The organism is Enterocloster citroniae, from assembly GCF_040545455.1.
GTDB classification, from domain to species: Bacteria; Bacillota; Clostridia; order Lachnospirales; family Lachnospiraceae; genus Enterocloster; species Enterocloster citroniae.
In genome coordinates this window covers 81,087-104,122 of the sequence record NZ_JBEPLZ010000009.1, presented here as the reverse complement: position 1 = coordinate 104,122, position 23,036 = coordinate 81,087, and the positions used below count along the sequence as shown (strand labels likewise).

21 protein-coding genes and 1 riboswitch are annotated in these 23,036 nt (G+C 49.2%); of the genes, 20 read left to right on the top strand and 1 reads right to left on the bottom strand.

What is annotated here, in order from left to right; genetic code table 11:
* Positions 1–4: 4 nt before the first annotated feature.
* The 14 genes from ABID13_RS14105 (at position 5) to ABID13_RS14040 (ending at position 14,836) form a co-directional block, all read left to right on the top strand.
* Positions 5–1,651 carry a glycoside hydrolase family 43 protein gene (locus tag ABID13_RS14105; RefSeq protein WP_048929941.1) on the top strand — a complete coding sequence of 549 codons (1,647 nt, stop codon included), beginning with the start codon at positions 5–7 and terminating at the stop codon, positions 1,649–1,651.
* A gap of 162 nt (positions 1,652–1,813) precedes the next feature.
* Positions 1,814–2,554, top strand: a complete 741-nt coding sequence (locus tag ABID13_RS14100) for a GntR family transcriptional regulator (protein WP_007866550.1) — start codon at positions 1,814–1,816, stop codon at positions 2,552–2,554.
* Between the two features lie 166 nt (positions 2,555–2,720).
* Positions 2,721–3,464 carry an amidohydrolase family protein gene (locus ABID13_RS14095; RefSeq protein WP_048929940.1) on the top strand — a complete coding sequence of 248 codons (744 nt, stop codon included), beginning with the start codon at positions 2,721–2,723 and terminating at the stop codon, positions 3,462–3,464.
* Positions 3,465–3,483: 19 nt separating this feature from the next.
* The gene (locus ABID13_RS14090) at positions 3,484–3,879 is read left to right on the top strand and encodes a PTS sugar transporter subunit IIA (protein WP_048929939.1); all 396 of its coding nucleotides are present in this window, start codon (positions 3,484–3,486) and stop codon (positions 3,877–3,879) included.
* A gap of 156 nt (positions 3,880–4,035) precedes the next feature.
* Positions 4,036–4,524 (top strand): PTS sugar transporter subunit IIB, encoded by a 489-nt coding sequence (locus ABID13_RS14085; protein ID WP_007866535.1) that lies wholly within the window; start codon positions 4,036–4,038, stop codon positions 4,522–4,524.
* A gap of 18 nt (positions 4,525–4,542) precedes the next feature.
* Complete coding sequence (locus ABID13_RS14080) at positions 4,543–5,289, top strand: PTS mannose/fructose/sorbose/N-acetylgalactosamine transporter subunit IIC (RefSeq protein WP_045093512.1); 747 nt, start codon at positions 4,543–4,545, stop codon at positions 5,287–5,289.
* Positions 5,290–5,312: 23 nt separating this feature from the next.
* A complete protein-coding gene (locus ABID13_RS14075) occupies positions 5,313–6,146 on the top strand; it encodes a PTS system mannose/fructose/sorbose family transporter subunit IID (protein WP_007866530.1) in 834 nt (277 codons plus the stop codon).
* Between the two features lie 16 nt (positions 6,147–6,162).
* Positions 6,163–6,891, top strand: a complete 729-nt coding sequence (locus ABID13_RS14070) for an amidohydrolase family protein (RefSeq protein ID WP_007866527.1) — start codon at positions 6,163–6,165, stop codon at positions 6,889–6,891.
* 85 nt (positions 6,892–6,976) lie between these two features.
* The gene (locus tag ABID13_RS14065; RefSeq protein WP_007866524.1) at positions 6,977–7,951 is read left to right on the top strand and encodes an IF-2B domain-containing protein; all 975 of its coding nucleotides are present in this window, start codon (positions 6,977–6,979) and stop codon (positions 7,949–7,951) included.
* A 24-nt stretch (positions 7,952–7,975) separates the two neighbouring features.
* Positions 7,976–8,764, top strand: a complete 789-nt coding sequence (locus ABID13_RS14060; protein WP_048929938.1) for a BtpA/SgcQ family protein — start codon at positions 7,976–7,978, stop codon at positions 8,762–8,764.
* Between the two features lie 418 nt (positions 8,765–9,182).
* A riboswitch (glycine riboswitch) is annotated at positions 9,183–9,266 on the top strand.
* 190 nt (positions 9,267–9,456) lie between these two features.
* Complete coding sequence (locus tag ABID13_RS14055; protein WP_007866517.1) at positions 9,457–11,061, top strand: AbgT family transporter; 1,605 nt, start codon at positions 9,457–9,459, stop codon at positions 11,059–11,061.
* Between the two features lie 107 nt (positions 11,062–11,168).
* Positions 11,169–11,957, top strand: coding sequence for an SDR family NAD(P)-dependent oxidoreductase (locus tag ABID13_RS14050; protein WP_007866515.1), 789 nt, complete (start codon positions 11,169–11,171; stop codon positions 11,955–11,957).
* A 57-nt stretch (positions 11,958–12,014) separates the two neighbouring features.
* Complete coding sequence (locus ABID13_RS14045) at positions 12,015–13,748, top strand: M28 family peptidase (RefSeq protein ID WP_007866513.1); 1,734 nt, start codon at positions 12,015–12,017, stop codon at positions 13,746–13,748.
* Between the two features lie 20 nt (positions 13,749–13,768).
* Complete coding sequence (locus tag ABID13_RS14040) at positions 13,769–14,836, top strand: ketopantoate reductase family protein (RefSeq protein ID WP_007866510.1); 1,068 nt, start codon at positions 13,769–13,771, stop codon at positions 14,834–14,836.
* Between the two features lie 282 nt (positions 14,837–15,118).
* Here the strand turns inward: ABID13_RS14040 and ABID13_RS14035 are convergent, their stop codons facing one another.
* A complete protein-coding gene (locus ABID13_RS14035; protein ID WP_161797504.1) occupies positions 15,119–15,907 on the bottom strand; it encodes an IclR family transcriptional regulator in 789 nt (262 codons plus the stop codon).
* A gap of 585 nt (positions 15,908–16,492) precedes the next feature.
* Here ABID13_RS14035 and ABID13_RS14030 point away from each other — a divergent pair.
* The 6 genes from ABID13_RS14030 (at position 16,493) to ABID13_RS14005 (ending at position 22,993) form a co-directional block, all read left to right on the top strand.
* Positions 16,493–17,599, top strand: a complete 1,107-nt coding sequence (locus ABID13_RS14030; RefSeq protein ID WP_048930114.1) for a TRAP transporter substrate-binding protein — start codon at positions 16,493–16,495, stop codon at positions 17,597–17,599.
* 64 nt (positions 17,600–17,663) lie between these two features.
* On the top strand, positions 17,664–18,182 hold the full coding sequence (locus ABID13_RS14025) for a TRAP transporter small permease (protein WP_007866494.1): 519 nt from the start codon (positions 17,664–17,666) through the stop codon (positions 18,180–18,182).
* Complete coding sequence (locus ABID13_RS14020) at positions 18,175–19,479, top strand: TRAP transporter large permease (RefSeq protein WP_048929936.1); 1,305 nt, start codon at positions 18,175–18,177, stop codon at positions 19,477–19,479. Before ABID13_RS14025 ends, ABID13_RS14020 begins: the two co-directional genes overlap by 8 nt.
* Before the next feature lie 69 nt (positions 19,480–19,548).
* Entirely contained in the window at positions 19,549–20,547 is a 999-nt protein-coding gene (locus tag ABID13_RS14015) for a uroporphyrinogen decarboxylase family protein (RefSeq protein ID WP_007866485.1), read from the top strand.
* 78 nt (positions 20,548–20,625) lie between these two features.
* Positions 20,626–21,927 carry an L-cysteine desulfidase family protein gene (locus ABID13_RS14010; protein ID WP_007866484.1) on the top strand — a complete coding sequence of 434 codons (1,302 nt, stop codon included), beginning with the start codon at positions 20,626–20,628 and terminating at the stop codon, positions 21,925–21,927.
* A 46-nt stretch (positions 21,928–21,973) separates the two neighbouring features.
* Positions 21,974–22,993: a uroporphyrinogen decarboxylase family protein gene (locus tag ABID13_RS14005; RefSeq protein WP_048929935.1), complete on the top strand. Its 1,020-nt coding sequence runs from the start codon at positions 21,974–21,976 to the stop codon at positions 22,991–22,993.
* The last annotated feature ends 43 nt before the right edge of the window (positions 22,994–23,036 follow it).

Genomic DNA, 23,036 nt, shown 5'->3' with positions numbered 1-23,036 from the left:
AGTTATGAAAAATGATACATTTCGCAATCCAATTATCAAGGGAGGATACCCGGATCCGTCTGTGTGCAGGGTAGGGGATGATTATTATATGGTTACGTCCTCCTTCTCCTATTTTCCGGGGCTTCCGGTGTTTAAAAGCAGGGATCTGGTGCACTGGGAGCAGATCGGCAACGCTATATCAAGGCCAAGCCAGCTGGACTACAGAAACTGTGACAGTTCAGAAGGTCTGTGGGCAGCCACCATAAGATACCATAAGGGCATGTTTTATATTGTGAATACCCTGGACGTCCAGGGCAGGACTTACCGGTATAATTTTATCCTTACAAGTAGGGATCCTGCCGGGGAGTGGTCCGATGCGGTGATTATCAAAGGCGCGGACGGGATCGACCCATCCCTGTATTTTGATGAGGAGGGCAGGATCTGGTATTGCGGCAACATGATACCTGAAGATCTAAAATACCCCACCCACAAGATGATCTATCTGTGCGAGCTGGACCGGAATACCTTTCAGTTCATTGGCAGACGCCATATCATATATGATGGAAATGTGGATCACAGCCTGTTCATGGAAGCTCCCCACATTTATCATGTCCAGGGCATGTACTATCTGATGACAGCCTGCGGAGGCACGCAGACAAACCACTGCGTAAATATCTGCCGTAGTAAGAGTTTGTTCGGACCCTATGAGCCGTGTCCCAGAAATCCCATTGTAACCAACCGGGGCCTGCGCCTGATCAATGACCTGGGGGTTGCGGTGACAGGACATGGGGATCTGGTTCAGACGCAGGAGGGGGAGTGGTATATGCTCCTGCTGGGGATCAGGCCCTATGAGCAGGAAATCGATGATTATGAGCGGTACCAGCCAAGGAAATGGATCCGTACCCCTGACCGCAACAGGAATGCGCAGTTTAATCTGGGGCGGGAGGTGTTTATGGTCCCCATTGCCTGGGACTATGACGGGTGGCCTCTGGTGGACAACCATAATGGGATGGTGAACCTGGAGGAGAGAAGGCCGGGCCTTTCCTACAACCGTCCGCCTCTCCACAGCAGGGTGGACAATTTTGAGGATGAATCCCTGGACATGATCTGGTGCATGAGGCGCCCTGTACAAACTCCGTTTCATGATCTGACCCAGCGGCCCGGATATCTGAGAATGGAACTGCTGCCGGTAAAGCTGGAGGATATGGAAACTCCGGCCATGCTTGTGCGGCGGCAGCAGCATTATAATTTTCAGGCAGCGCTCGCCATGGAGTTTGAACCATTGAGGGACGGTGAGGAGGCTGGGCTGGTCCTGACCCAGAATGAACGTTTTTCTTTCCTCCTGGTAAAGGAAATCCACAGGGGAAAACCCAGGATCAGCTGTTACCGTGTGGTTAACGGAACCAGGGAGCTGATCGGATGCTCCGAGATTGGTTCAGGCAGAGTCTATCTGTTTGTAGAAGGCAGCGAAGGGCGCTATGATTTTTACTGCGGTTCAAAGGAACGGGACAAAAGGGTGGTGGTCCTGGGCGCTGACGGCTCCATCTTGAGCACTTTGGTGGCCGATGGATATGTGGGCACATACCTGGGAATGTATGCTTCGTCCGGTCATGAAAAGTCAAAGAACCATGCGGATTTTGACTGGTTCAGATATGAGATTATAGAAGATTAGGTATGGGTATGGGCAGACGGCCGGCTGGTGACAGCCGGCTGTTTGCTTTTTCATCCTGCAAAAAGAGGATGAAAAAAACCAAATAAGATGTTATAATAGTAACATCATAAGATTACAATGTTAAACTTTCATACTGTATTGCAGGGGAAGGCGGGTAGAGGTGTGGATTCAGTGATAGATAAGAAAATCAAGGTCCCTTTGCATTACCAGATTTATCTGGATTTGCTCAAGAAGATTCAAAGCGGTCTCCTCAGGCCAGGAGAAAGGATTCCCTCGGAGCCTGAGCTGGAGCGGATTTATGGGGTCAGCCGGGTGACGGTCCGGGGCGCTATAGAGATGCTGGCCCAGGAAGGGCTGGTGGAAAAGAACCGGGGAAAGAAGGGGACGGTTGTCTGTAAGGCAAAGCATGCCTATGACATGAAAAAGCTTACAAGCTTTACGGATGACGTCCGCCTGTACGGGGAGAGGGCCAGCTCCCGGCTCTTGGATTTTCAGGAACTGGTGCCGGAAAAGCGGATCGCACAGCTGTTGGAATTAGAGGAGGGCGAGCCTGTCTTTTATATTGAACGGAAACGGTACCGTCAGGATGTGGCAGTGGGCCTTCACAAATCATACATTAAGATGGTTTCCGGGCTGAAGCTTAGGGAGGAGGAGTTTGGGCCGGATGTGTCCCTCTATGCCATATTGAGGGCCAATGGAATCGTGCCCACCACGGCGTCTGAGGTTCTGGAGGTGAAGACGCCATCGGACCGGACACTGGAGGTGCTGGGACTGAAACCCCAGACAGCTGTGTTTTACAAGGAGCGGGTGACCTATTCAGGGGATAAGAACCCCTTTGAGTATGTTCAGATGTTTTATAATCCAGACTACTATCAATATAAGGTGGAGCTGCGTCTGGACTGATATAAGAGAAAAATATGGCAGGGATATCGGATGAGGATCCGGTATCCCTGTTTTATTGTACATTATTTTTGGAAAAACTATTGACAAAATGATTCAAGTTTACTATATTATGATTATAACGTTATAATCATAATATGTTAAAACCACAAGTCAGGAGGATGGTCAGATGCTTATCTATGATATTCACTCTCATCTGGGAAAGACCAGTTCGGGGGATGAGAATTCACCGGAAGATCTGGTGAACGACCTGAAGGCCTACGGGATATCAAAAGTAGGGATCAGCAGTTTGTCAGGTATTTCCACAAGGGCACAGAATGATCTGGTCCACAGGGCCATGGAAGCATTTCCGGGGGTCATTAAGGGATATGCATTCATTAATCCCAAGGCGCCGGACGCCATTGACGAGGTGAACCGCTGTCTGGGAGATTATGGGATGGACGGTGTGAAGTTCCATTCCTGGAAGCATGGATATTACCCGGATAATACGCCGGCGCTGAATGATATCTTTGCCGAGATCCGCAAGTATGGAGTGCATGTGCAGACCCATGTGGGGACCGCTCCCTTTTCAACGCCTTATACCTGGGCTGAATATGCCAGGAAGTTTCCGGATATCAATTTCCTTTTCACCCATATCGGTTACTATGAGTTTGGGCTTTCCGCCATAGAGGTGGTGAAGGATCTAAAGAATGTATGGGTTGAGACTTCCGGTCAGATGGATGTGGATGTGCTTCTTAAGGCCATCGATGTGCTGGGGCCTGAGCGTGTGTGCTTTGGGACGGACTGGCCTTATAAGCCTGTGAACATAGAGGTTGAGAAGTTTTATGAGCTGAAAGTACCGGAGGAAAAGCTGGAGTATATATTCCATAAGAACGCAGAATATCTTTGGAGCCATTCTTCCAGGTGTTTATAAAGAGATTGGAGGCAGGAAAATGATACACATTTTAATTACATCCCACGGCGGCATGGCTGAGGGGATGATGCAGTCGGTGAAGATGTTGGTAGGAGAACAGGAACACCTGGATTACGTTACCTTTGGCGAGGAGATGGGTTCGGATGAATTGGATGAATTGTACGGGGAGAAGATAACCAGTGTTTCACCGGATAACCAGTATCTGGTCCTGTGCGATATCAAGGGAGGGACGCCCTTTAACGTGGTGTCCAGGTATTCCTTTAAGAATGAGGACGTGGCTGTCATATACGGGATGAACCTTCCTATACTGATCGAGGCCATTGTACAGTGCGGAAACCCGGATATTAAACTTAAGGACCTGGCTGAGTATTTACAGCAGCAGAGCGGCTCCACCATTGGATTAAGTGAACTGTAGGATCGCACGTAGGAGACCAAAGTACGGTCTCCAAGTGCTCATAACGAGCCACTGCACTAAGCTCGTGGGAGACCTCGCTAAGTGCCAGTGACATGTATCGCACGTAGGAGACCAAAATACGGTCTCCAAGTGCTCATAACGAGGAGGTTATAAGAGATGGATATAAGCGTATTTCGTATTGATGACAGATTGATTCATGGACAGATCATTACGGCGTGGATTGCCTACGCTGATGCAAAGACTATTATTGTGGCGGATGACAAGGCGGCTAAGGATGAGTTCCAGCAGTCCCTTCTTAAGATGGCCACACCGGATTCCATTGCCCTGAAGATCCTCAGCGTGGATGACGCCATTGCCTATATCCAGTCAGGCGAGGGGAGCGGAAAGGTGCTGCTGCTTATGCGCGGTCCGGAGCAGGCCCTGAAGTTCATAGAGGCGGGGATTGAGAAAGATCAGATCAATGTGGGAAATATGAACATGAAAAAGGGCAAGACCAAAGTGCTTGGCAACCTGTGGGTGTTCCCGGAGGATGTGGAGGCTATTAAGGGGATCTATGGACATGGCGTAAGACTGGAAGTGCGGGCGGTTCCAAATGAGCGCAGCCAGGATGTGATGGAACTTCTGAAAAAGTGTAAGTTGGCATAATAAGGGGAGGATAAGGTTATGAGTTTATTTATGCAGGCATTATTGGTAGCAGTGTTTGTGACGGTTGCTTTTATTGATTCCCATACGACCCAGACGCATATATTCCGTCCGGTGGTGGTCGGCCCGGTGGTGGGTCTGATCATGGGGGATGTGCAGACCGGCTTTGCAGTGGGTGTTACGGTGGAACTTATGTTTTTGGCTGTTATCTTTGTGGGTACGGCAGTGCCGCCCAATCCCACCATCAGCACAGCCATTGCAACCGGGATCGCTATCCTGGGCGGAGGCGGAACGGATCTGGCCGTGGCGACCGCACTTCCTGTTTCCTTTATCGGACAGATGGCAGAGACATTCCAGAATTCAGTGATCAACGTATACCTGATGCACCGCGTGGAAAAGGCGGCGGAACGCCTGGATACCAGGGGGATCGTTGCCAATAACCTGATCTTTCCCATGGCAGCCAACGCCCTGTTGTACGGCGTTCCCACATTTCTGGCCATTTATTTTGGGGCATCTTATGTGCAGGCGATCATCAACGCCATCCCGGCCAAGGTCATCACAGGCCTGTCAGTGGGAGGCAGCATGATCGGAGCGGTCGGTTTTGCGTTGCTGCTCAATTCCATTAAGGTAAAGAAGTTTTGGCCCTTCTTCCTTTTAGGCTTCTTTGTGGCAGCATACCTGAATATCAACATGATCGGGATCGCCCTTTTGGCAGTGATCTGTGTGGCCATGTACTATTACTTTAAGATTGCGGATGCAAACGCGTGATTGGGGAAAGGACGGAGAATGATATGAGTACAGAGAACAACGGGAATGAGAACAAGCTTACAAACCGCGACTTATGGAAGGTATTCCTGCACCAGCTTACCATCAGGGGTACCAACAACTATGAGCGCCAGCAGAACGCGGGATTTACAGAGGCAATGATGCCTGTGATTGAAAAGTATTATGAGGACCCTGAGGAGAAGAAGGAAGCATATGCAAGGCATATGGAATATTTCCTTACTAATGACATCACTTCAGCCATTCCCGTGGGAGTGGCCGCGGCCATGGAGGAGCGGTACGCTACGGAGGGCGATATTGACCCTGATTCTATCAATGCTGTTAAGACCGCCCTGATGGGACCTCTGGCAGGACTGGGGGATTCCCTCTTAAACGGTACGGCCAGACCCATCCTGGCAGGTATCGCCATTTCGCTTATCACAGCGGGACTCGGCTGGATAGGGCCCATATTCTTTGTGATCGGCATGTCCATCGTGTCGCTGGGCGTAAGGTATCTGGGGGTGTTCCAGGGCTATAAACAGGGCGTTAAATTTGTGGAAAAGATACAGTCCAGCGGACTGATCAGCAGGATCTCAGAGCTGGCGGCCATTGCGGCTTATGTGATCGTGGGCGGATTTATACCGGCCCTTGTGGTCATTTCCATTCCCATTGTGTACCAGAGCGGCGATACGGTGCTCAGCATCCAGGAAACCCTTGACGGGCTGATGCCGGGCATACTGGGGATGCTGTACACTGGGCTTATGTATCTGCTGATCTCCAAAAAGAAGATATCCGCAGTTAAACTGATCCTGGTTACCATGATCGTGGGTATTGTGGGAACTTACTGCGGTATTTTGGGATAAGACTGGAGGTAGAAGGATGATCGTTGATATCCATTCGCATATTAAGAGGAATCCTGCAGGACAGGAAGAAGAGGAGAAAAAACTCCTTTTGGATATGGAGAAGAACGGGATTGACTTCCGCGTGGTTTCTGCCCTGGATGGCTGGCCTGTGGAAGCGGGGAACCGGTATATATCAAAGCTGGTGTCCGCTTATCCGGACCGTCTGGCCGGCTGCGCGGTCATCAACCCAAAGGAGGATAACTGCGCCGAAACAGCCAGGAAAGCCCTAAAGCTTCCCGGCATGGTGATGTTGGAATTTAATTCCGTGGAGCACGGCTATTATCCCGATGCATGCAGCGGGATTGAGGATGTGCTTGCAGTGGCTGAGGAACGCAGGGTTCCGGTCAAGGTATTTACCGGAATCGGCTCCCGCTCCATGCCGCAGCAGTGGCTGGGACATGTGAGAAGGCATCCGGACCTTGTGTTCCTGTTCCTTCACATGGGATGTTTCGATTATGGATATGGCTGCGTGGACCTGGGAAAGGAGATCCCTAATATTTATCTTGAGACCTCCAACCAGTATGAGGTCCAGATTCTGAAGAAAGCAGTGACCAGCCTTCCAAAGGAGAAGCTGGTGTTTGGCTCATCCTATCCGGAACGGTTGACCAGATGCTCTTTGGATGTGTTTGATATGTTCCATCTGGATGAAACATACAGGGAGTATCTGTTTGGAAAAAACGGCGCCAGGATACTGGGGCTTGACTGAGTCAACGGAAACTGCTGAGGCAATTGAGATAACAAAATGCGGGGCGGATCCTGTATCCGCGCCGCACAAGGGGAGATTTATTAAAATGGAAAACAACGTAAGGAATATACTGCCCGGCCCTATGAGGGAAGTATTTGATTCAATTGTGGAGCAAAGGGTCCTGGGGGCGAGCAATCATATCGCCATGGTCGGGGATATGATCGAAGCCGTGGTCCGAAGGGGAGAGGATGAACAAAGGCCCGCGGACCAGGTGATTGATGAGATCCTGGCGGTGGCGGATTTTTTTATCGCCACAAGAGGGGAGGCCAGCCAGGCGGTCAGCAATGCGATCCTGCTTATGACTCATAATATCAGATCTTATGCAGGGATGGACTTGAAGGAAGCGGCGCCCCTGATACTGGAGACAAAGAACAGCTATGCCAGGACGGCTGCTGAGGCAGTGAAGCAGTGTGTGGCTTATGGGGTCAGACTGGCGGAGACCATGGAGACCATATTTGTATACGATTATTCCAGCACGGTTGAGAAATTCCTCCGGGGATTAAAGGAGAATGGAAAGCAGTATACGGTCTATATTGCGGAGAGCCGGATCATTGACGGGGGAAGGCCTTTTGTAAAGGCGTGCCTGGAGTCCGGGCATAAGATCAAGTTTATCCCGGAGGCGTCCATGATGTATTATCTTAAGGACTGCCATGGCGCCTTCATGGGCGCGGAGACATTTTATCCGGACGGCACGGGCTTTAATACCACAGGCTCTGATATAGTGGGCCTGATATGCAGGCATTACGGGGTACCGCTGTATTTCCTTACACCTCTGATCAAGCTTGATATAAGGCCGGTGTTTGGCGGCAGGAAGAAGCTGGTATATGATGACCTGAAGGAAAAGCTGACAGCGAACTGGGGAGAGGACCTGGACAGGGGGTCCGTTGATTTTATCACCCCCGAGCTGGTGGGTGTGGAACCGGAGTTCATCCGGGGGTTTGTGACTGAAAAGGGTGTGATACCCTCTGGTCAGATGTATGGGATCAGCATGGAGTACAGCCGGAATTTAAGGGGAGTATAGGATGAGGAAAAGGAGAGAACGCAGATGAATTGTTTAGGACGCGGTTCAAAGATCGTATTGTCCATGATCCAGCCGGAGCCGCTGCCCGGCAGTTACCGGCACGCGGGGATGGGGATCCGGGAGATCGTGGATATGGCCCTGCGGGAGACGGAAATGGTGGCGGAGAACCATTTTGACGGAATCATTGTACAGAATATGAACGACATGCCCATTAAACAGGAATCCAGTCCCGAGGCGATCGCCTACATGACCAGGATCTCCTATGAGATCAGGAGACGTTTTCCTGAACTGCTCATGGGGATCCTTATGAACTGGGACGGAGTGGCCGGCCTTTCCGTGGCCGATGCGGTGGGAGCGGACTTTGTAAGGGTGGAGCACCTGTTTACAGGAGCAAGCGTTACCAGCGCCGGTATCCTTCAGGCCCAGTGTGTGGACATCGCAAACCTTAGAAAACGCACCGGATCCAAGGTGCCCGTCTATGCGGATGTGCACGAGGTGCACGGAATCCCCCTGGGCAGAAAGCCGGTGGGGGATGCTGCATGGGAGTGTGTCCATGAGGCGTTTGCAGACGGCCTGTTTATGTCCGGTAAGTCTGTGGATGAGAGCATCCGTATGGTCAAGGAAGCCAGGGAGAGGGTAAAGGACACGCCCATTTTTCTTGGCGGAGGAGCCACCGGAGACAACATCCATGAGCTGATGCAATATTTTGACGGCGTGTCCGTTGCCACCTGGATCAAGAACGGGGATATGAAGAATCCAATTGACCCGGAACGGGCCAAGGTCTTTATAAGTGAGGCAAAGCGGAAGTCATAGGATGGGACTCTGAACAGTTGTAAATAAGTCTGAATTTGATTTGCTTTTTTATAAGACATCATCTTTTATGGTTATTGTTGTTTTTTAAGCATAAACAGCGTATAACAAAAGAGTATGATGTCTTAATTTGTTTAATTTTCAGATTTGTGCATTTATAATTGAGATAAAACTTTGGATGGAGGGAGGGGGGGGGGGGGGGTATTGTATAATTTCACAATATAATAGTGCGAAATTTATTAAAAAAAACATTTTTTAAGAAAATCTGCTTATAATACCTCTGATTAATTGAAAATTACATAGTTAAAACTGCCAAAATTCAAGAACTTTATCTATTGACTGAAATCGTTAATTGTGCTAATATAGGTTCAGCAAGAGTGGACGAAGAGTCAAATATTTACGGACAACTACATATTATCGGATGATAGATTCGGGAGAGACCGTGCAGGACGCGGCGCCGAAGGGGAAGCGGAGAACTCTCAGGCAAAAGGACCGAATACTGGACGATACTCTGGAAAGCAATGATGCACCGACGAAGCCAAATCTTTCAGGTCAAAAAGACAGAGCGCATGGACATGTTTATTTGTTCATGCATTTTTTTTGCAAAAAGTGAATAAAACCTTAAAATCTAAGGTTTTTAATAAAAAATGGAGTGTTGGATTTGACGCTTCCATACAAAAGAAAGGGGAATGTTAATGAAAAAGGAAGATGATGAAAAAGTAGTTAAGAAAAGCTGGCTAGAGCGATCCATGGGCGCCATTGAAAAGGTGGGGAATCTCTTGCCGCATCCATTTTGGCTGTTTGCAAGCCTGGCTCTGATTACGGTGGTACTCAGTGCTGTTTTGCACGGCATGAATTGGTCAGCTTCTTACGAAACCGTGGTGGATGGGGCCATTCAGGTAACCACTGCCCAGGTCACGAACCTGATGACTTTCGAGACCTTGGCCCATTATCTCACAAACTTTATTAGTATCTTCGTAAATTACTATCCATTGGGCATGCTGATTTTTATGACAGTGGCTGTGGGATATGCAGAAAAGCTGGGCCTTTTTGATGCTCTGATGCGTAAGGCGGTAATTGGCGCTCCCATCATGATCGTTTTCATCGCTGTGTCTTTTGTGGGTGTCAATTCCAGCATAGGATTTGGCGCCGGGGTGGTGTTTACCATGGTTATAGCAGCCGCTGTGTTTAAATCTCTGGGACTGCATCCGTGGATTGGAATCATCATGGGGTATGCGGCAGCCAATGGCGGTTACACGGCCTGTTTGATGATTGCGGCTACAGATACAACTCTGGCTGGAATATCTGCTCAGATTGTTGAGGCTAACCATATTGTGGATGCCACCGGTGCGCTTGCGCCTACCCATGCGGCTATTAACTATTATTTCGTGGCAGCGGCAACCTTTATTATCACTGCTGTCTGTGTGGTAGTCACTAAATACGTAACAGTTCCTCACCTGAACCGCCAGCATCCGGAACTTGTTCTGAAAAAGGACGCCAGCGAACTGGAAAAGATGAAGGTGACCAGCCAGGAAGCGCGGGGGCTTAAATTTGCAGGATGGGCTACTGTGATCTATATAGCTCTTCTTGTAATTGCCTGTATTCCAAAGAACTCTTTTATGCGCAGCCCGGATGGAACTTTGATACCTAATTCACCGTTCTTGAACATGATTATACCGCTGCTGTTCTTTTTCTTTATGATTATAGGCTCGGCTTATGGTATTGGGATCGGTAAGATAAAGGCATGGAAGGATGTTCCTCTGATGATGGAAAAATGTCTGGATATGGCGGCTTCATTTATGGTTGTCTGTCTGACTGCCTGTATTTTTGTGGATCTGTTCTCACGTAGCGGTATTGCTACTGTTCTGGCTGCCAAAGGAGCAGAACTTTTGATCAGTCTGAATATGGGGAATATTGGTCTCTTTATCCTGATCATCCTATTGTCCTGCTTCTGTAACCTCTTTATCACAAGCAATAGCGGAAAGTGGGTTATGCTGGCACCTTTCCTGGTTCCCATGCTGGCCATGCTGAACATAAGTCCGGCCATGACACAGGTCCTGTACCGTATTGGTGACTCATGCTTTAATATCCTGTCTCCTGTTGAACTTAATGTCCCCATCGCATTGGGGCTCCTGGAATCCTATAAAGTGAGCCAGAAGGACAAGGTTGGACTTGGTACATTGATTTCGATGCAGATGCCTTATGCGTTCGCGTATCTGATCGCATTTTTCCTTTTGGTCCTGGTATTCTATTTCCTGAAGCTGCCTCTTGGACCGGGAGCCGGTATTTTCCTGAATTAAGGAAAGCGGGATATGATCATTGGCGTATGTATCATCATTATAGCAGGCCTTCCGGCTTATGAGGGCCTGCGTAGGAAAAATAAGGCAGTCATGAAAGGAGAAGGTATATGATTTCCATGGATTTATCCAATCAAATAGCAATGGTAACAGGCGCCGGAGGAGGGATCGGCGGAGCTCTCAGTCTGGATCTGGCAGGTCTGGGGGCTGATATGGTCCTGACCTGCAGAGGGTCCAGGGCGCGGTGCGAGGAACTGGCTGATCAGATAAGGGAAATGGGGCGCAGGGTTTGCGTCCTTCAGGGAGATATCTCCCATTCGGAGGACTGCAGCCGCATGGCAGAGGAGGCCATGGAGTTTTATGGCAGGCCGGTTCAGATACTGGTCAATAATGCGGGATATTTTTATGATGTAGCCCCTCTGGTAGAGATGAGTGATGATCAGGTGAACAATACAATTGATATTAACTTAAAGGGAACCATGTATATGTCAAGAGAGGTATGCCGGCGTTTGGTTGACGCGGGTACGCCTGGCCGGGTCATAAATATTACTTCAGGTGCGGCTCATTCAGGCCGTGTGAATTTCAGCAATTATTGTGCCAGCAAGGCGGGGATACTGGGCCTGACCAGGGCTATGGCTCTGGAGCTTGCGCCTGCGCATATCAATGTCAACTCGGTTTCGGTGGGATACGTGGAGGTTGGACGCTGGGAGGGCGATCCAAGCAAGGATGCTGTGCGGGCCAATATTATCCCGCGTATTCTTTTGCGGCGTCCTGGTGCGCCCAGGGATATTTCCAGAATGGTCTGCTTCCTGGCAAGCGAATGTGGGGATTGGATTACTGGAAGTGACTTTATCATAGACGGAGGAGAATCCTGCGGACGGGTACCATTTGCAGACTGAGATTCCAGGTTTTGTACCTGGGAATATCGGATCAGACAAGAGAGGGAGTGTAATAAGATGATAAATAAAGAGTTAGAAATCAAGCTGATGGAGGAGGTGGACGGCAAAAAACTGATGGAGCACGCCGAATACATCACAAGCCAGGACAGGGAATCGGGTAGCCCGGGAGAAAAACGGGCGGCTGAGTATTTTCGCAGTGTGATGGGGGAACTGGGGCTGGATGTGGACATCCATTATGTGGAGAATTACATCAGCCTGCCTGTTTTTGGCAGCCTGACCCTTCAGGACGGGACTGAACTATCTTCCTGCATTACCCACAGCTATGGCGCTTCCACAGGGGAAGCAGGCCTGGAGGGGAAAGCGGTTTACGTGGGCGGTAAAAAGCCTGCCAACGGACAGGAGGATATCACGGGCAGGATCGCCGTGATGAATGGTCTGGCTTCGGCGGTTCCCTGCAAGGCGCTGGAGAACCGTGGAGCTGCCGGGATCATCTGCATTACCAGCGGAGACTACCCGTACAATATGTCCATCAGCCCCATCTGGGGCCAGCCGGTTCCCTCCACAGTGGGCATGCTCTCCAAGATACCTGTGGTGACGGTAAATGCATCAGACGGCAAACGGCTTTTAGACAGTCTGGACCGGGGAGAGACCTGTGTAAAGATGGTAACCGAGGTGTCTACTAAATTTCGCACCGTGCCTGTGTGTGTGGCAGAGCTGAAGGCGGACAAACCCACGGACCGGTTTGTCATGTTTGGAGGACATGTGGACTCCTGGCATAAAGGGGGCGCGGACAATGGCGGTTCTAATGCCGTGGTCCTGGAACTGGCCCGGGTGTTCAGCAAGTACAAGGACAAGATGAACGTAAATATCCGGTTCGTATGGTGGAGCGGCCACAGCAATGGGCGCTACAGCGGCAGCAATTGGTATGGGGATACCTATTGGGAGGATCTGCATGATCATGCAGTGGCTAACTTTGATATAGACACGGTAGGAACCAAAGGATCCAACAACTTTTCCCATATAGAGTGCAACAAACAGTGCTATGCCCTGGGGCGTCAGGTGGTCAGGGAAAGGACCGGTCAGGATCCGGAATACATGCGTATTCAGCGGAATGGAGACCAGTCCTTCTGGGCTCACGGCGTACCGACCCTGTTTGAATGCCTGTCCCTGCAGCCGGTGGATGGACAGGGGGAGGGAACCTTTATGCCCGGACTTCCCTGGTACTGGCACACCACCCAGGATGTATTTGAACATCTGGGGGAGGAGGAACTGCGCAGGGATGCCCAGATATTTGCATTAGCGATCGCCCGAGTGGTTATGGCCAATGTATATCCATTTTCCTATGCGGAACTGGCGGATGAGATGATGGGGAATTTGGAACATTACCAGAGTGTTGCGTCAGGCGCCTTTGATCTGACGGAGGTGATGAAACTGGTTGGGGGGTTAAAAGATAAATTCTTGACCCTGGACAGGGAAATTACCCGCCTGAACACCCTGGAACAGCTGAATGAATCTGATACTCAAAAGGCAGGCATGCTGAACGATCTCTGCATGGATCTGAACAGAATCCTTATACCGGTGCACTACTGTAAAGACGGCGACCTGTTCCAGGCCGATCTGGCTGTACCCATTCCGGCTTTTCCGGAATTTGACCAGCTGTCCGAACTGGCATCCATGGACAGGAACAGCAATGAATTCAAATTCCTTGAACGCCAGCTGCTGCGTAACAGAAACAGGGTCCGCCATTTTCTCATACAGGCCGCCAGACGGCTGGAGAATGCCGGAATGTGACAAAACAGGGGAGGGTACAAATGAAATATACATTAGTGGGAGCCGGGGCGATCGGAGGTTCCATGGCAGCCTGGCTTACTAGAGCCGGGGCGGAGATCCTGTATGTGGACGCTGTTCCTGACCATATCCGGGCTATGAATGAGAGAGGGCTGACCATCCGTGATCCCCGGGGAGGGGACTTCACGGTTCCGGTAAAAGCAGTCCATATTGATGACTTGGGGGAACCGCTGGAGGTGGTGTTTCTCGCGACTAAAACCCAGCATACCAGAGCGGCCATGGAGAAGATCGCTCCTCTGCTAAAGAAAGACGGATATGTGGTCAGTCTGCAAAATGGCATCAACGAATATGTAATCGCTGAGTATGTGGGCCAGAACCGGGTGGTAGGCGCCTTTGTAAACTGGGCGGCAGATTACATAGAGCCAGGGGTCATCCAATTCGGAGGACATAGCAATTTTGTGATCGGGGAACTGGACGGAAGGATAACAGAGCGTTTGGAACATCTGCGGGAGTTTATTAGTCCCTTCCAGCAGGTGGAGATCAGCGGCCAGGTGATGCGTCAGCTTTGGAGCAAACAGGTGAATATCTGCGCCATGTTTGCCACGGGGATCACCCATCTTCTTATTCCTGGCGGGATGGAGTATGGGCCCACCCAGGAAACCATTGCATGTATTGCGCTGGAGGCCATGCAGGTTCCTGAAAAGCTTGGAATAGAACTGGTGTCCTTTGACGACTTCCGGCCGGATCTGTACCGTCAGGGCCGCTTTAAGGAGGCGCTGCAAGTTACTGCGGACCATTACCGGCCTATGGTCAAAAACTATACAGGTCTATACCGTGACCTGGCGGTGCGTCATCGCAAAAGTGAGATTGATGGTACTGTAGGGGTTACGGTCCAGATGGGGGAAAAACTGGGGCTTTCACTTCCCCTTAACAAAAAACTGGTAGACATGGTAAAGGAGATAGAAGCAGGGCGGCGTACCATCTGCACGGAGAATCTGATGGAACTGAAGGCTGAATATGAGAGGATATATCCGTATGGTATTCCTGATACCATGGTCCACCCGTCAGATGAGGGAAGATGCCCTTTGTAAAGCTTAGCACAAATGCTTCAGCGCTTCTATTACGTCTGTGGTGAGATATGATATGCAAAAGAGAGGATTCCTCGGGCTGTTTCGGCCAGAGGAATCCTTTTTAGGTCCGGCCAGTGTGACCAGTCCTTTTTAATTGTACAATTTGCCCTATTGCGGGGGAGCGGTGCTGGAAAAAGATTGACTTTGATCATGAGGAGTGCTAAGATGACTTCAATACGGATAAAGGGTGAGGGGGGATTGGCGGGCGTTGAACGCCCCCATGAAAATCCATTGAAAAATCCCTTATCCCGTATATCCCAATTCCTTCCGCAGCCTTCCTATGATCTGAAGGGCCGGCTGGAGTTTTAGCTGGATCTGCTTAATGGACATGCGCGCGGTAGGGCCGGTTACGCTTACTCCGGCGATCACTTTGCCTTCCACGTCATATAGGGGGAAGGCGATGCAGCGTGCGCCGATTTCGCACTCCTCATCATCATAGGCATACCCATTCCAGCGGATGCTTTGCAGCTCCTCCACCAACTGTTCCTTTGTGGTTATGGTGCTTTCTGTAAATTTGGTCAGACCTTTGTCGGCGATCACATGGTCCAGCTGTTCGTCCGTGTAGTTCAGTAAGAGCAGTTTGCCGATCGCGGTGCAGTGGAGCGGTGCTATGTGGCCGATGCGCTGCATGCTTCTGAGCATCTTCGTGGAACTTTGGACAATATCAATATAGATTACTTCCCGGTCCTGTTCCACGGCCAGACAGACAACCTCTCCGAACAACATGGAGAGCTCGGTCATATAAGGACGTGCTACATCCTTGATACCGATATGGGAACTTACCTTGCTTCCAAGGGTACATATCTTATAAGTAAGGCTGTACCTGGCTGTTTCCGGCTCCTGCTTGGCATAACCGTTATCCACCAAAGCAGTGAGAAAGCGCAGCACTGTACTGGAGTTCATCTTCAGTTCCTTGGAGATATCCATGAGACGGACTGGCTCGGATTTATCTGCCAGACATTCTATAATCATAAGCAGCTTTCCTGCGGAATGATTTGACTGTGTTCCGTCCTTGCCGGTTGCTTTTTCCAAAATTGCACTTCCTTTCAACATACTTTGAAACCTTCCACCTATTATAACATGCCCTGCTTTGTTTCCACAATAGACAGCCGCCGCTACATTTCCGTTAAGATCCCATGGGGCGCCCGGGGCAGGTTTCTGCCGGTTACAAGGTCTTTCACGTATTTGTATTTTCATAAAATATCTATGTCATGATATTTCAATATTTAAAATCTTATTTCATGTTATTTTATTATATAGTATCTAAACCAGGTTTGTCAATGTCTTTTAAATCTTATAAAATATTCCTAAAATATATTATAGTTCCCGTATTGACTTATGCAAAATGCACTGTTATAATGACGATATCAAATAGTGAAACGTGATTTTATTTATTAAAATTTTGCTTATGGGTTAGCAGGAACTAAACACCGCCGCTAAGCTACAGGGCAGAATAAAAAGAAGGGGTGGATCACCCTCGATCAAGCCATATACCTTAATATATATGGGCCCGAGGTATATGACTAAACGATATGTTGTCAGGTGAATTTGACAACAGGGGGATATCATAAAAATGATGAAAAAGAAATGATGAAAAAGAAAGGTGGAAAAGAATTTATGAAAAAAAGACTTATGGCATTTGTGCTGGCAGCTGCAATGACCGCTTCTATGGTAGGATGCGGATCCAGTTCAAGCAACGCAAAGACCTCAGCAACAGAGGCTCCGGCCAAATCTGAGGAGGCTACCACAAAATCTGATTCTGATTCTTCCTCAGCAGCAACCGAATCCAAGTATAAAGAGGGCGAGTTTAAATTAAGGATCGCCACTGTTGTAACAGGCGACCATGCATGGGTCCAGATGGGTCAGTACATGGCTGATCAGTTGAAAGAGCGTTCCGGCGGTGCTATTGAAGCCACTGTTTTCCCGGGCGGTCAGTTGGGAAATGATGAAGGAACCATTGATGACATGCGTACAGGTGCCCTGGACATCGTAATCGGATCCACCCAGAATGCAGCTCCTTTTGTAAACCAGTTCCAGATCTTATCACTGGCATACCTGTTCCCGGACCGTGATGCATTTGAAAGCGTTCTGACTCCGGACGGCGAAGTGTTTAACTACATACAGAAAATGTATGATGATAACGGATTGGGCCTGATTCTTCTGGGACTTAGCAACGGAGGTCAGAGAGACCTGCACACCAATAAGCCCATTGAGTCAGTTGCAGATTTAAAGAACCTGAAGATCAGGACCACCTCCTCCGCTACGGAAGCAATGGTTTGGGAAGCGCTGGGAACCATCCCCACATCCATGAGCTTTAATGATATTTATTCCGCGATCCAGAGTAATACGGTTGCCGCGTTTGAGTGCACACTGGCTGCATTTGATACCAACGCTTTGTATGAGGTTGCCAATTACCACATAAAGACAGCTCATCAGTTTACACCAACCCACATTACCATGGGTGAACTCAGCTACAACAAACTGCCTGAGGAATACCAGCAGCTGATCAGGGAAGTTGCCATTGAGGCATCGGAACTGGGCACCAAGATCGCAGATGAGGCGGATGATACACTGCTTGACAAGCTGGTAGCAGACCATGGTCTGATCGTATGCGAGCCTGACATGGCTGAGTTTAAAGAAATTGTTGAAAAACTGTATCCGCAGATTGCCTCCGGTTGCAACGGACAGGAATTCCTGGACCTGATCAACGGACTGATCAAGTAATCACAGATATCAATGTGAAAACTGGTGTTTTCAGTACCTTTACGCAATAGGAGAGGAAAATTATATGAAAGCTATTTCAAACTTTGTAAAAGTATTCTCAGACCTGATTGAAAAGGTCTGCGAGGGTATTGGCACTTTGTCGGTTGCCGCCTTTGTTGTTATAATTTCCCTGCAGGTTGTCTGCCGTAATTTTTTGAAGATTCCCATGGTATGGGCAAATGACATCAGTGTTGTGTGTTTTGTATGGGCGGTATTTCTTGGAAGCGCCATTGCTGTCCGCCACCGCGCCCACTATGTGCTGGCATTCCTGCCTGACCGTTTTGAAAAGTCCAACTGCCTGTTGGACATTATCAGTAATATTGCGGGCATTATCTTCTTTTATGTATTGATCCGTTATGGCTCGGTTTACACCATTATGGGTATGAAGCGTTTATCCACAGCTATTAACATTCCGCAGGCATATTTCTTTATGTGCATTCCTCTGTCCGGGTGTTTTATGATGTGGTACACCTTGATTCATATGGTCAATGATGTAAGACGGATGATTTCACTATTTAATAAGAAGGGGGATCTCAATGGATAACGGTCAATTGCTTTTAATTTTGTTAGTGAGTTTCGCCATTATGGTCATGATCAAGATCCCGATTGCTTACGCTTTAGGACTTTCCTCCATGATCGTTATTATAAAGATGGGCCTTCCTCTTACCAGCGCCATTAACAGTATGTACAGTTCAGTGAACAACTTTTCACTTCTGGCAGTTCCGCTGTTTATGCTTTTGGCGCAGCTGATGGATAAGGGAGGTATCACGGACCGGCTCTTTGCCATATGCGATGCCTTTGTGGGGCACATACGGGGCGGTTTGGGCCATGTAAATGTTTTGATCAGCCTTTTATTCGGACATCTTTCAGGTTCCGCTCAGGCTGATGCCGCCGGTATCGGCGCCATGATTATTCCGGCCATGAAGAGAGCCGGCTATGACAGCGGCTTCTCCGTTGCCATCACTGCCTGTTCATCCACTCTGGGTGTTATCATTCCTCCCAGCGTCCTGCTGGTTGTGTACGGAGCCATGAGCGGCGCTTCCATCGGCGCACTGTTTATTGCAGGCTTTGTTCCTGGTTTCCTTATTGCATTTGCCCAGTGTATGTATACATATTATATGGCAATTAAACATAACTACCCCAGAGGGGAGAGATACACATGGAAAGAGCGGGGCAAGGCTCTTCGCGCAGCCCTTCCGGTTATCTTCCTTCCCATGATCATCCTGGGCGGCACCAGCAGCGGATTGTTCACTGCCACAGAGTCAGCATCCATTTCCTGCTTTTATGCACTGATCCTGATGTTCTGTGTGTACCGTACCTATAAGATCAAAGATGTTCCAAAGATCCTGCTGAAAACAGCCATGGACTTTTCCCTGAGCATGTTTGCAGTGGCTGCCGCAGGTGTTACGGGCTGGCTGATCGCTTACCTGAACGCACCGCAGATGATCGCAGATGCGATCCTGGGCATCACGGACTCCTACCTGGGCGTTTACCTGCTCCTGATCTTGTTCCTGCTGTTTATCGGAACATTCCTGAGCCCCATTACAGCTATTATTATTTTCCTTCCTATTATAAAGCAGCTTGCAGCTGTGGTTGGTATCAATGATGTCCATATGGGACTGATCGTTGTGCTGACACTGTCACTGGGCATGGTTACGCCTCCATACGGCACCTGCCTGATGATCACCTCCCAGATTGGAGAGATCACCATACCCCAGGCATTTAAGAGCGTTGCACCTATCATTGGCGTGACCCTAATCGTTATTTTCCTGGGCGTACTGTTCCCCAACCTGTTCCTGTTCCTGCCAAAGATGCTGGTTCCCACCGCATTCCCGGCTTAACACCTGAATCCTTACAAAAGGAGACTTTTTTACAATATATCACACATTAAGAGAGGAGATAGTATTATCATGACTAAGACCGAGAGAATCAAAGCTTTATTAGAGGGCAAAAAACTGGATACACAATCCATGAACCTTTGGAAACACTTCCCACCATATGACGAGGATCCGAAGGAACTTGTTAAAAAGATCATTCAGTTCCAGGACCGTTTCCAGTGGGATTTCGTTAAGGTAACATACCAGGGCCTTTACAGCGTTCAGGACTGGGGGTCAGCTATTAAGTGGCCGGAGCGCGACAATGTATGGCCGGAGACCTGCTCCAGCGTAGGTGTTGTTACAGATTTCGGTATTAAACATGACGAAGACTGGGCTAAGCTGAACGTACTTCCTATGGATCAGGGTTCCATGGCTGCTACCATCGAGGCTGCAAAGGGCGTTGTTGACCACTATAAGGGCGAGGTTCCTGTTGTTATCACAATCTTCAACCCACTGACAACCGCTATTAAGATGGCTGGCGACAAGATGTTCGTACATATGCGCCGCAATCCTGAACTGTTCCACAAGGGCCTTGAGACCATCTGCCAGACAACCATTAAGCTGGTTGAGGAAATGGCTAAGATGGGAGCTGACGGTATCTTCTTTGCCAGCCAGCTGGGAACCTACGATAAGATGAGCGTTGCTGAGTACGAAGAATTTGGCCGTCCTTACGACCTGAGAGTTCTGGAAGCAGCTAAGGATATGTGGTTCAATATCATGCATATGCATGGAAATGCACCTATGTTCGATATCATGTCACAGTATCCTGTTGCAGCACTGAACTGGCATGACCAGCTGGTAGATATCTCCCTGGCTGATGCACGCAAGAAGAGCGATAAGCTTCTCATCGGCGGCGTAGAGGAACTGAAGGTTCTGGGCACAGCATCTGATGAAGAACTGAAGGCTCACCTGAAAGCTTCCATGGATCAGGTTCCGGATGGCCGTCTGATCCTTGCACCAGGCTGCTGCGTACCGCTGTATGTACCGGAGGATCGTCTGGCTAAGGCTCAGGAAATACTGGCAACAATTTAATCAACCAAGGAACCGCTGCCCCTTTGGGGTAAAGCGGTTCCTACAATTAGGATAAGGATAGATAAAGGAGTAAGTTCAATGAATAAGAACGATATCGATTATACGAATTTTATAAAGATCCTGGAGGAAGAGCTTCTTCCTGCAATGGGATGTACGGAGCCCATTGCTGTTGCTTACTGTGCGGCAATGGCCAGAAAAACACTGGGAGCAGCTCCCGACCGTGTGGTAGTGGAAGCCAGCGGCAACATTATCAAGAATGTAAAGAGCGTAATTGTTCCTAACACAGGACATCTGCGCGGTATCCCGGCAGCAGCGGCAGCAGGTATTGTTGCGGGCAATGCTGATAAGCAGCTGGAAGTAATCGCTTCCGTAACCAAGGAAGAGCAGGAATCCATCCGTGTATTTATGGAGCAGGTTCCCATCGCAGTAAATATCGCTTCCTCCCCACTGATCTTTGACATTGTTGTTACCGTATATGCAGGCGAATCCTATGCTAAGGTTCGTATTGCCAACTACCACACTAATATCGTACTGGTTGAAAAGGACGGAGAAGTCCTTCAGTCCAGCGAGGTTAAGGATGACAGCGAGTCCGATATGACAGACCGTTCCTGCCTCTCTGTTGAGAAAATCTATGATTTTGCAAATACCGTTGATGTTGAAGATGTTAAGAAGCTTCTGGATGTTCAGATCGCTTACAATATGGACATTTCCGAAGAGGGCCTTAAGAACGATTACGGCGCTAACATCGGTTCCGTACTTTTGAAAGCAAACAAGGAAGTTATGGACAGCTGCAATGAGTCCGCACTCCGCCTGAAGGCAAGAGCCATGGCTGCTGCCGGAAGCGATGCGCGTATGAACGGCTGTGAACTGCCTGTTATCATTAACTCCGGTTCAGGAAACCAGGGTATCACCGCTTCTGTACCGGTTATTGTTTATGCCAGAGCAATGGGCGTAGGCGAAGAAAAACTTTACCGCGCACTGGTTCTGTCCAACCTGTTAGGAATCCATCAGAAGACCCCCATCGGCCGTCTTAGCGCATACTGCGGCGCAATCAATGCAGGCGCTGCTGCCGGCTGTGGTATTGCTTACCTCAAGGGCGCTGACCTGGATGGAATCATCCATACACTTGTAAATGCTCTTGCTATTGCTTCCGGTGTTGTATGTGACGGTGCCAAGGCATCCTGCGCAGGCAAGATTGCACTGGCAGTTGACAACGGTATCCTGGGCTATGAGATGTATCAGGAAGGCCAGCAGTTTGTCGGCGGAGACGGTATTGTAAAGAAGGGCGTAGAGAACATGATCGCCAGTGTTGGACGTCTGGGCCGTGACGGTATGGCAGAGACTGACAAGGAAATCCTGCGCATCATGGTTTCTGACTAAAGCAGCTGAAAACATATTAAATTGATTGATACAGGAGAGGATGTTTATGAATAGGGAAGAACGTGTACGTGCGGCCATAGAGGGCCGTGAACCGGACCGCATTCCGGCCAGTGTGTGGATGCATATATCTGACAAGGATCAGGATCCCCGCTCCCTGGCAGAGGCTATGGTGGAGTTTAACGAAACCTATGATTATGATTTTATCAAAATGATGCCCTTTGGCGCTTATACCGTCTCTGACTGGGGCGCAAAGCTGGATATCTACTGCGACAAATATAAGGAAGTGGAAATTGCGGCTCCTGGTATTGAATGCAGGGAGGACTACAAGAGGATCCAGCCATTGCCGGCAGTTTACGGAACCTGGGGCAAAGTGCTACAGCTGTCCCAGTGGCTGGAGAGGCTGGTTAAACCGGGAACCCCTTACATACAGACCATTTTCTCCCCTGCCACCACCCTGAAAAAACTGGCAGGAAACCGTATGCTTCAGGATATGCTGGAATGCCCTGAACTGGTACACGGAGCATTGGCAGCCATTACGGAGACCACGATTGATTTTGTGAAGGCCAACATTGAGGCTGGTGTAAGCGGATTCTTTTTTGCAAAACAGTGCGCTAGCTATGATTTTATGGGCGATGCCATGTTTGCGGAGTTCTGTAAGCCGTATGATATTCAGATCATCAACGCTTATAAGGATGTAACCTGGTTTAATGTGGTTCATATCCACGGCAGCAACATCAGATTTGATGAAGTATCCGCTTATCCGTGCAACGTGATAAACTGGCATGACCGTCAGAGCGGACCATCCTTAAAGGAAGCCAGGGAGAAGTGCCCCAAGGCATTCCTGGGAGGACTCTATGAGGGACCGGCCATTGTTGGTTCATCCCTGGAATATGACAGCATCATGTCACGCCAGGGGACCACTCCGGACATGATCAAGAAGCATATCCGCGAGGCCATCGACATGGTGGACGGAAAGGGCCTTCTGATCGGCCCGGGCTGTGTGGCAGACCCGCGTTCACCGGAGGAAAATCTGCGCGCTGTGCGTGAAGCGGTGGAGCGCAGCTGATCACAACATTTAGGGAATATTGACACACGTAATTTAGGATTCA

Excerpts from the sequence above, each read along its gene's own strand:
- ABID13_RS14105 (WP_048929941.1), top strand. The coding sequence starts at position 5 with ATGAAAAATGATACATTTCGCAATCCAATTATCAAGGGAGGATACCCG.
- ABID13_RS14095 (WP_048929940.1), top strand. The coding sequence starts at position 2,721 with ATGCTTATCTATGATATTCACTCTCATCTGGGAAAGACCAGTTCGGGG.
- ABID13_RS14090 (WP_048929939.1), top strand. The coding sequence starts at position 3,484 with ATGATACACATTTTAATTACATCCCACGGCGGCATGGCTGAGGGGATG.
- ABID13_RS14085 (WP_007866535.1), top strand. The coding sequence starts at position 4,036 with ATGGATATAAGCGTATTTCGTATTGATGACAGATTGATTCATGGACAG.
- ABID13_RS14080 (WP_045093512.1), top strand. The coding sequence starts at position 4,543 with ATGAGTTTATTTATGCAGGCATTATTGGTAGCAGTGTTTGTGACGGTT.
- ABID13_RS14075 (WP_007866530.1), top strand. The coding sequence starts at position 5,313 with ATGAGTACAGAGAACAACGGGAATGAGAACAAGCTTACAAACCGCGAC.
- ABID13_RS14070 (WP_007866527.1), top strand. The coding sequence starts at position 6,163 with ATGATCGTTGATATCCATTCGCATATTAAGAGGAATCCTGCAGGACAG.
- ABID13_RS14065 (WP_007866524.1), top strand. The coding sequence starts at position 6,977 with ATGGAAAACAACGTAAGGAATATACTGCCCGGCCCTATGAGGGAAGTA.
- ABID13_RS14060 (WP_048929938.1), top strand. The coding sequence starts at position 7,976 with ATGAATTGTTTAGGACGCGGTTCAAAGATCGTATTGTCCATGATCCAG.
- ABID13_RS14055 (WP_007866517.1), top strand. The coding sequence starts at position 9,457 with ATGAAAAAGGAAGATGATGAAAAAGTAGTTAAGAAAAGCTGGCTAGAG.
- ABID13_RS14050 (WP_007866515.1), top strand. The coding sequence starts at position 11,169 with ATGATTTCCATGGATTTATCCAATCAAATAGCAATGGTAACAGGCGCC.
- ABID13_RS14045 (WP_007866513.1), top strand. The coding sequence starts at position 12,015 with ATGATAAATAAAGAGTTAGAAATCAAGCTGATGGAGGAGGTGGACGGC.
- ABID13_RS14040 (WP_007866510.1), top strand. The coding sequence starts at position 13,769 with ATGAAATATACATTAGTGGGAGCCGGGGCGATCGGAGGTTCCATGGCA.
- ABID13_RS14030 (WP_048930114.1), top strand. The coding sequence starts at position 16,493 with ATGAAAAAAAGACTTATGGCATTTGTGCTGGCAGCTGCAATGACCGCT.
- ABID13_RS14025 (WP_007866494.1), top strand. The coding sequence starts at position 17,664 with ATGAAAGCTATTTCAAACTTTGTAAAAGTATTCTCAGACCTGATTGAA.
- ABID13_RS14020 (WP_048929936.1), top strand. The coding sequence starts at position 18,175 with ATGGATAACGGTCAATTGCTTTTAATTTTGTTAGTGAGTTTCGCCATT.
- ABID13_RS14015 (WP_007866485.1), top strand. The coding sequence starts at position 19,549 with ATGACTAAGACCGAGAGAATCAAAGCTTTATTAGAGGGCAAAAAACTG.
- ABID13_RS14010 (WP_007866484.1), top strand. The coding sequence starts at position 20,626 with ATGAATAAGAACGATATCGATTATACGAATTTTATAAAGATCCTGGAG.
- ABID13_RS14005 (WP_048929935.1), top strand. The coding sequence starts at position 21,974 with ATGAATAGGGAAGAACGTGTACGTGCGGCCATAGAGGGCCGTGAACCG.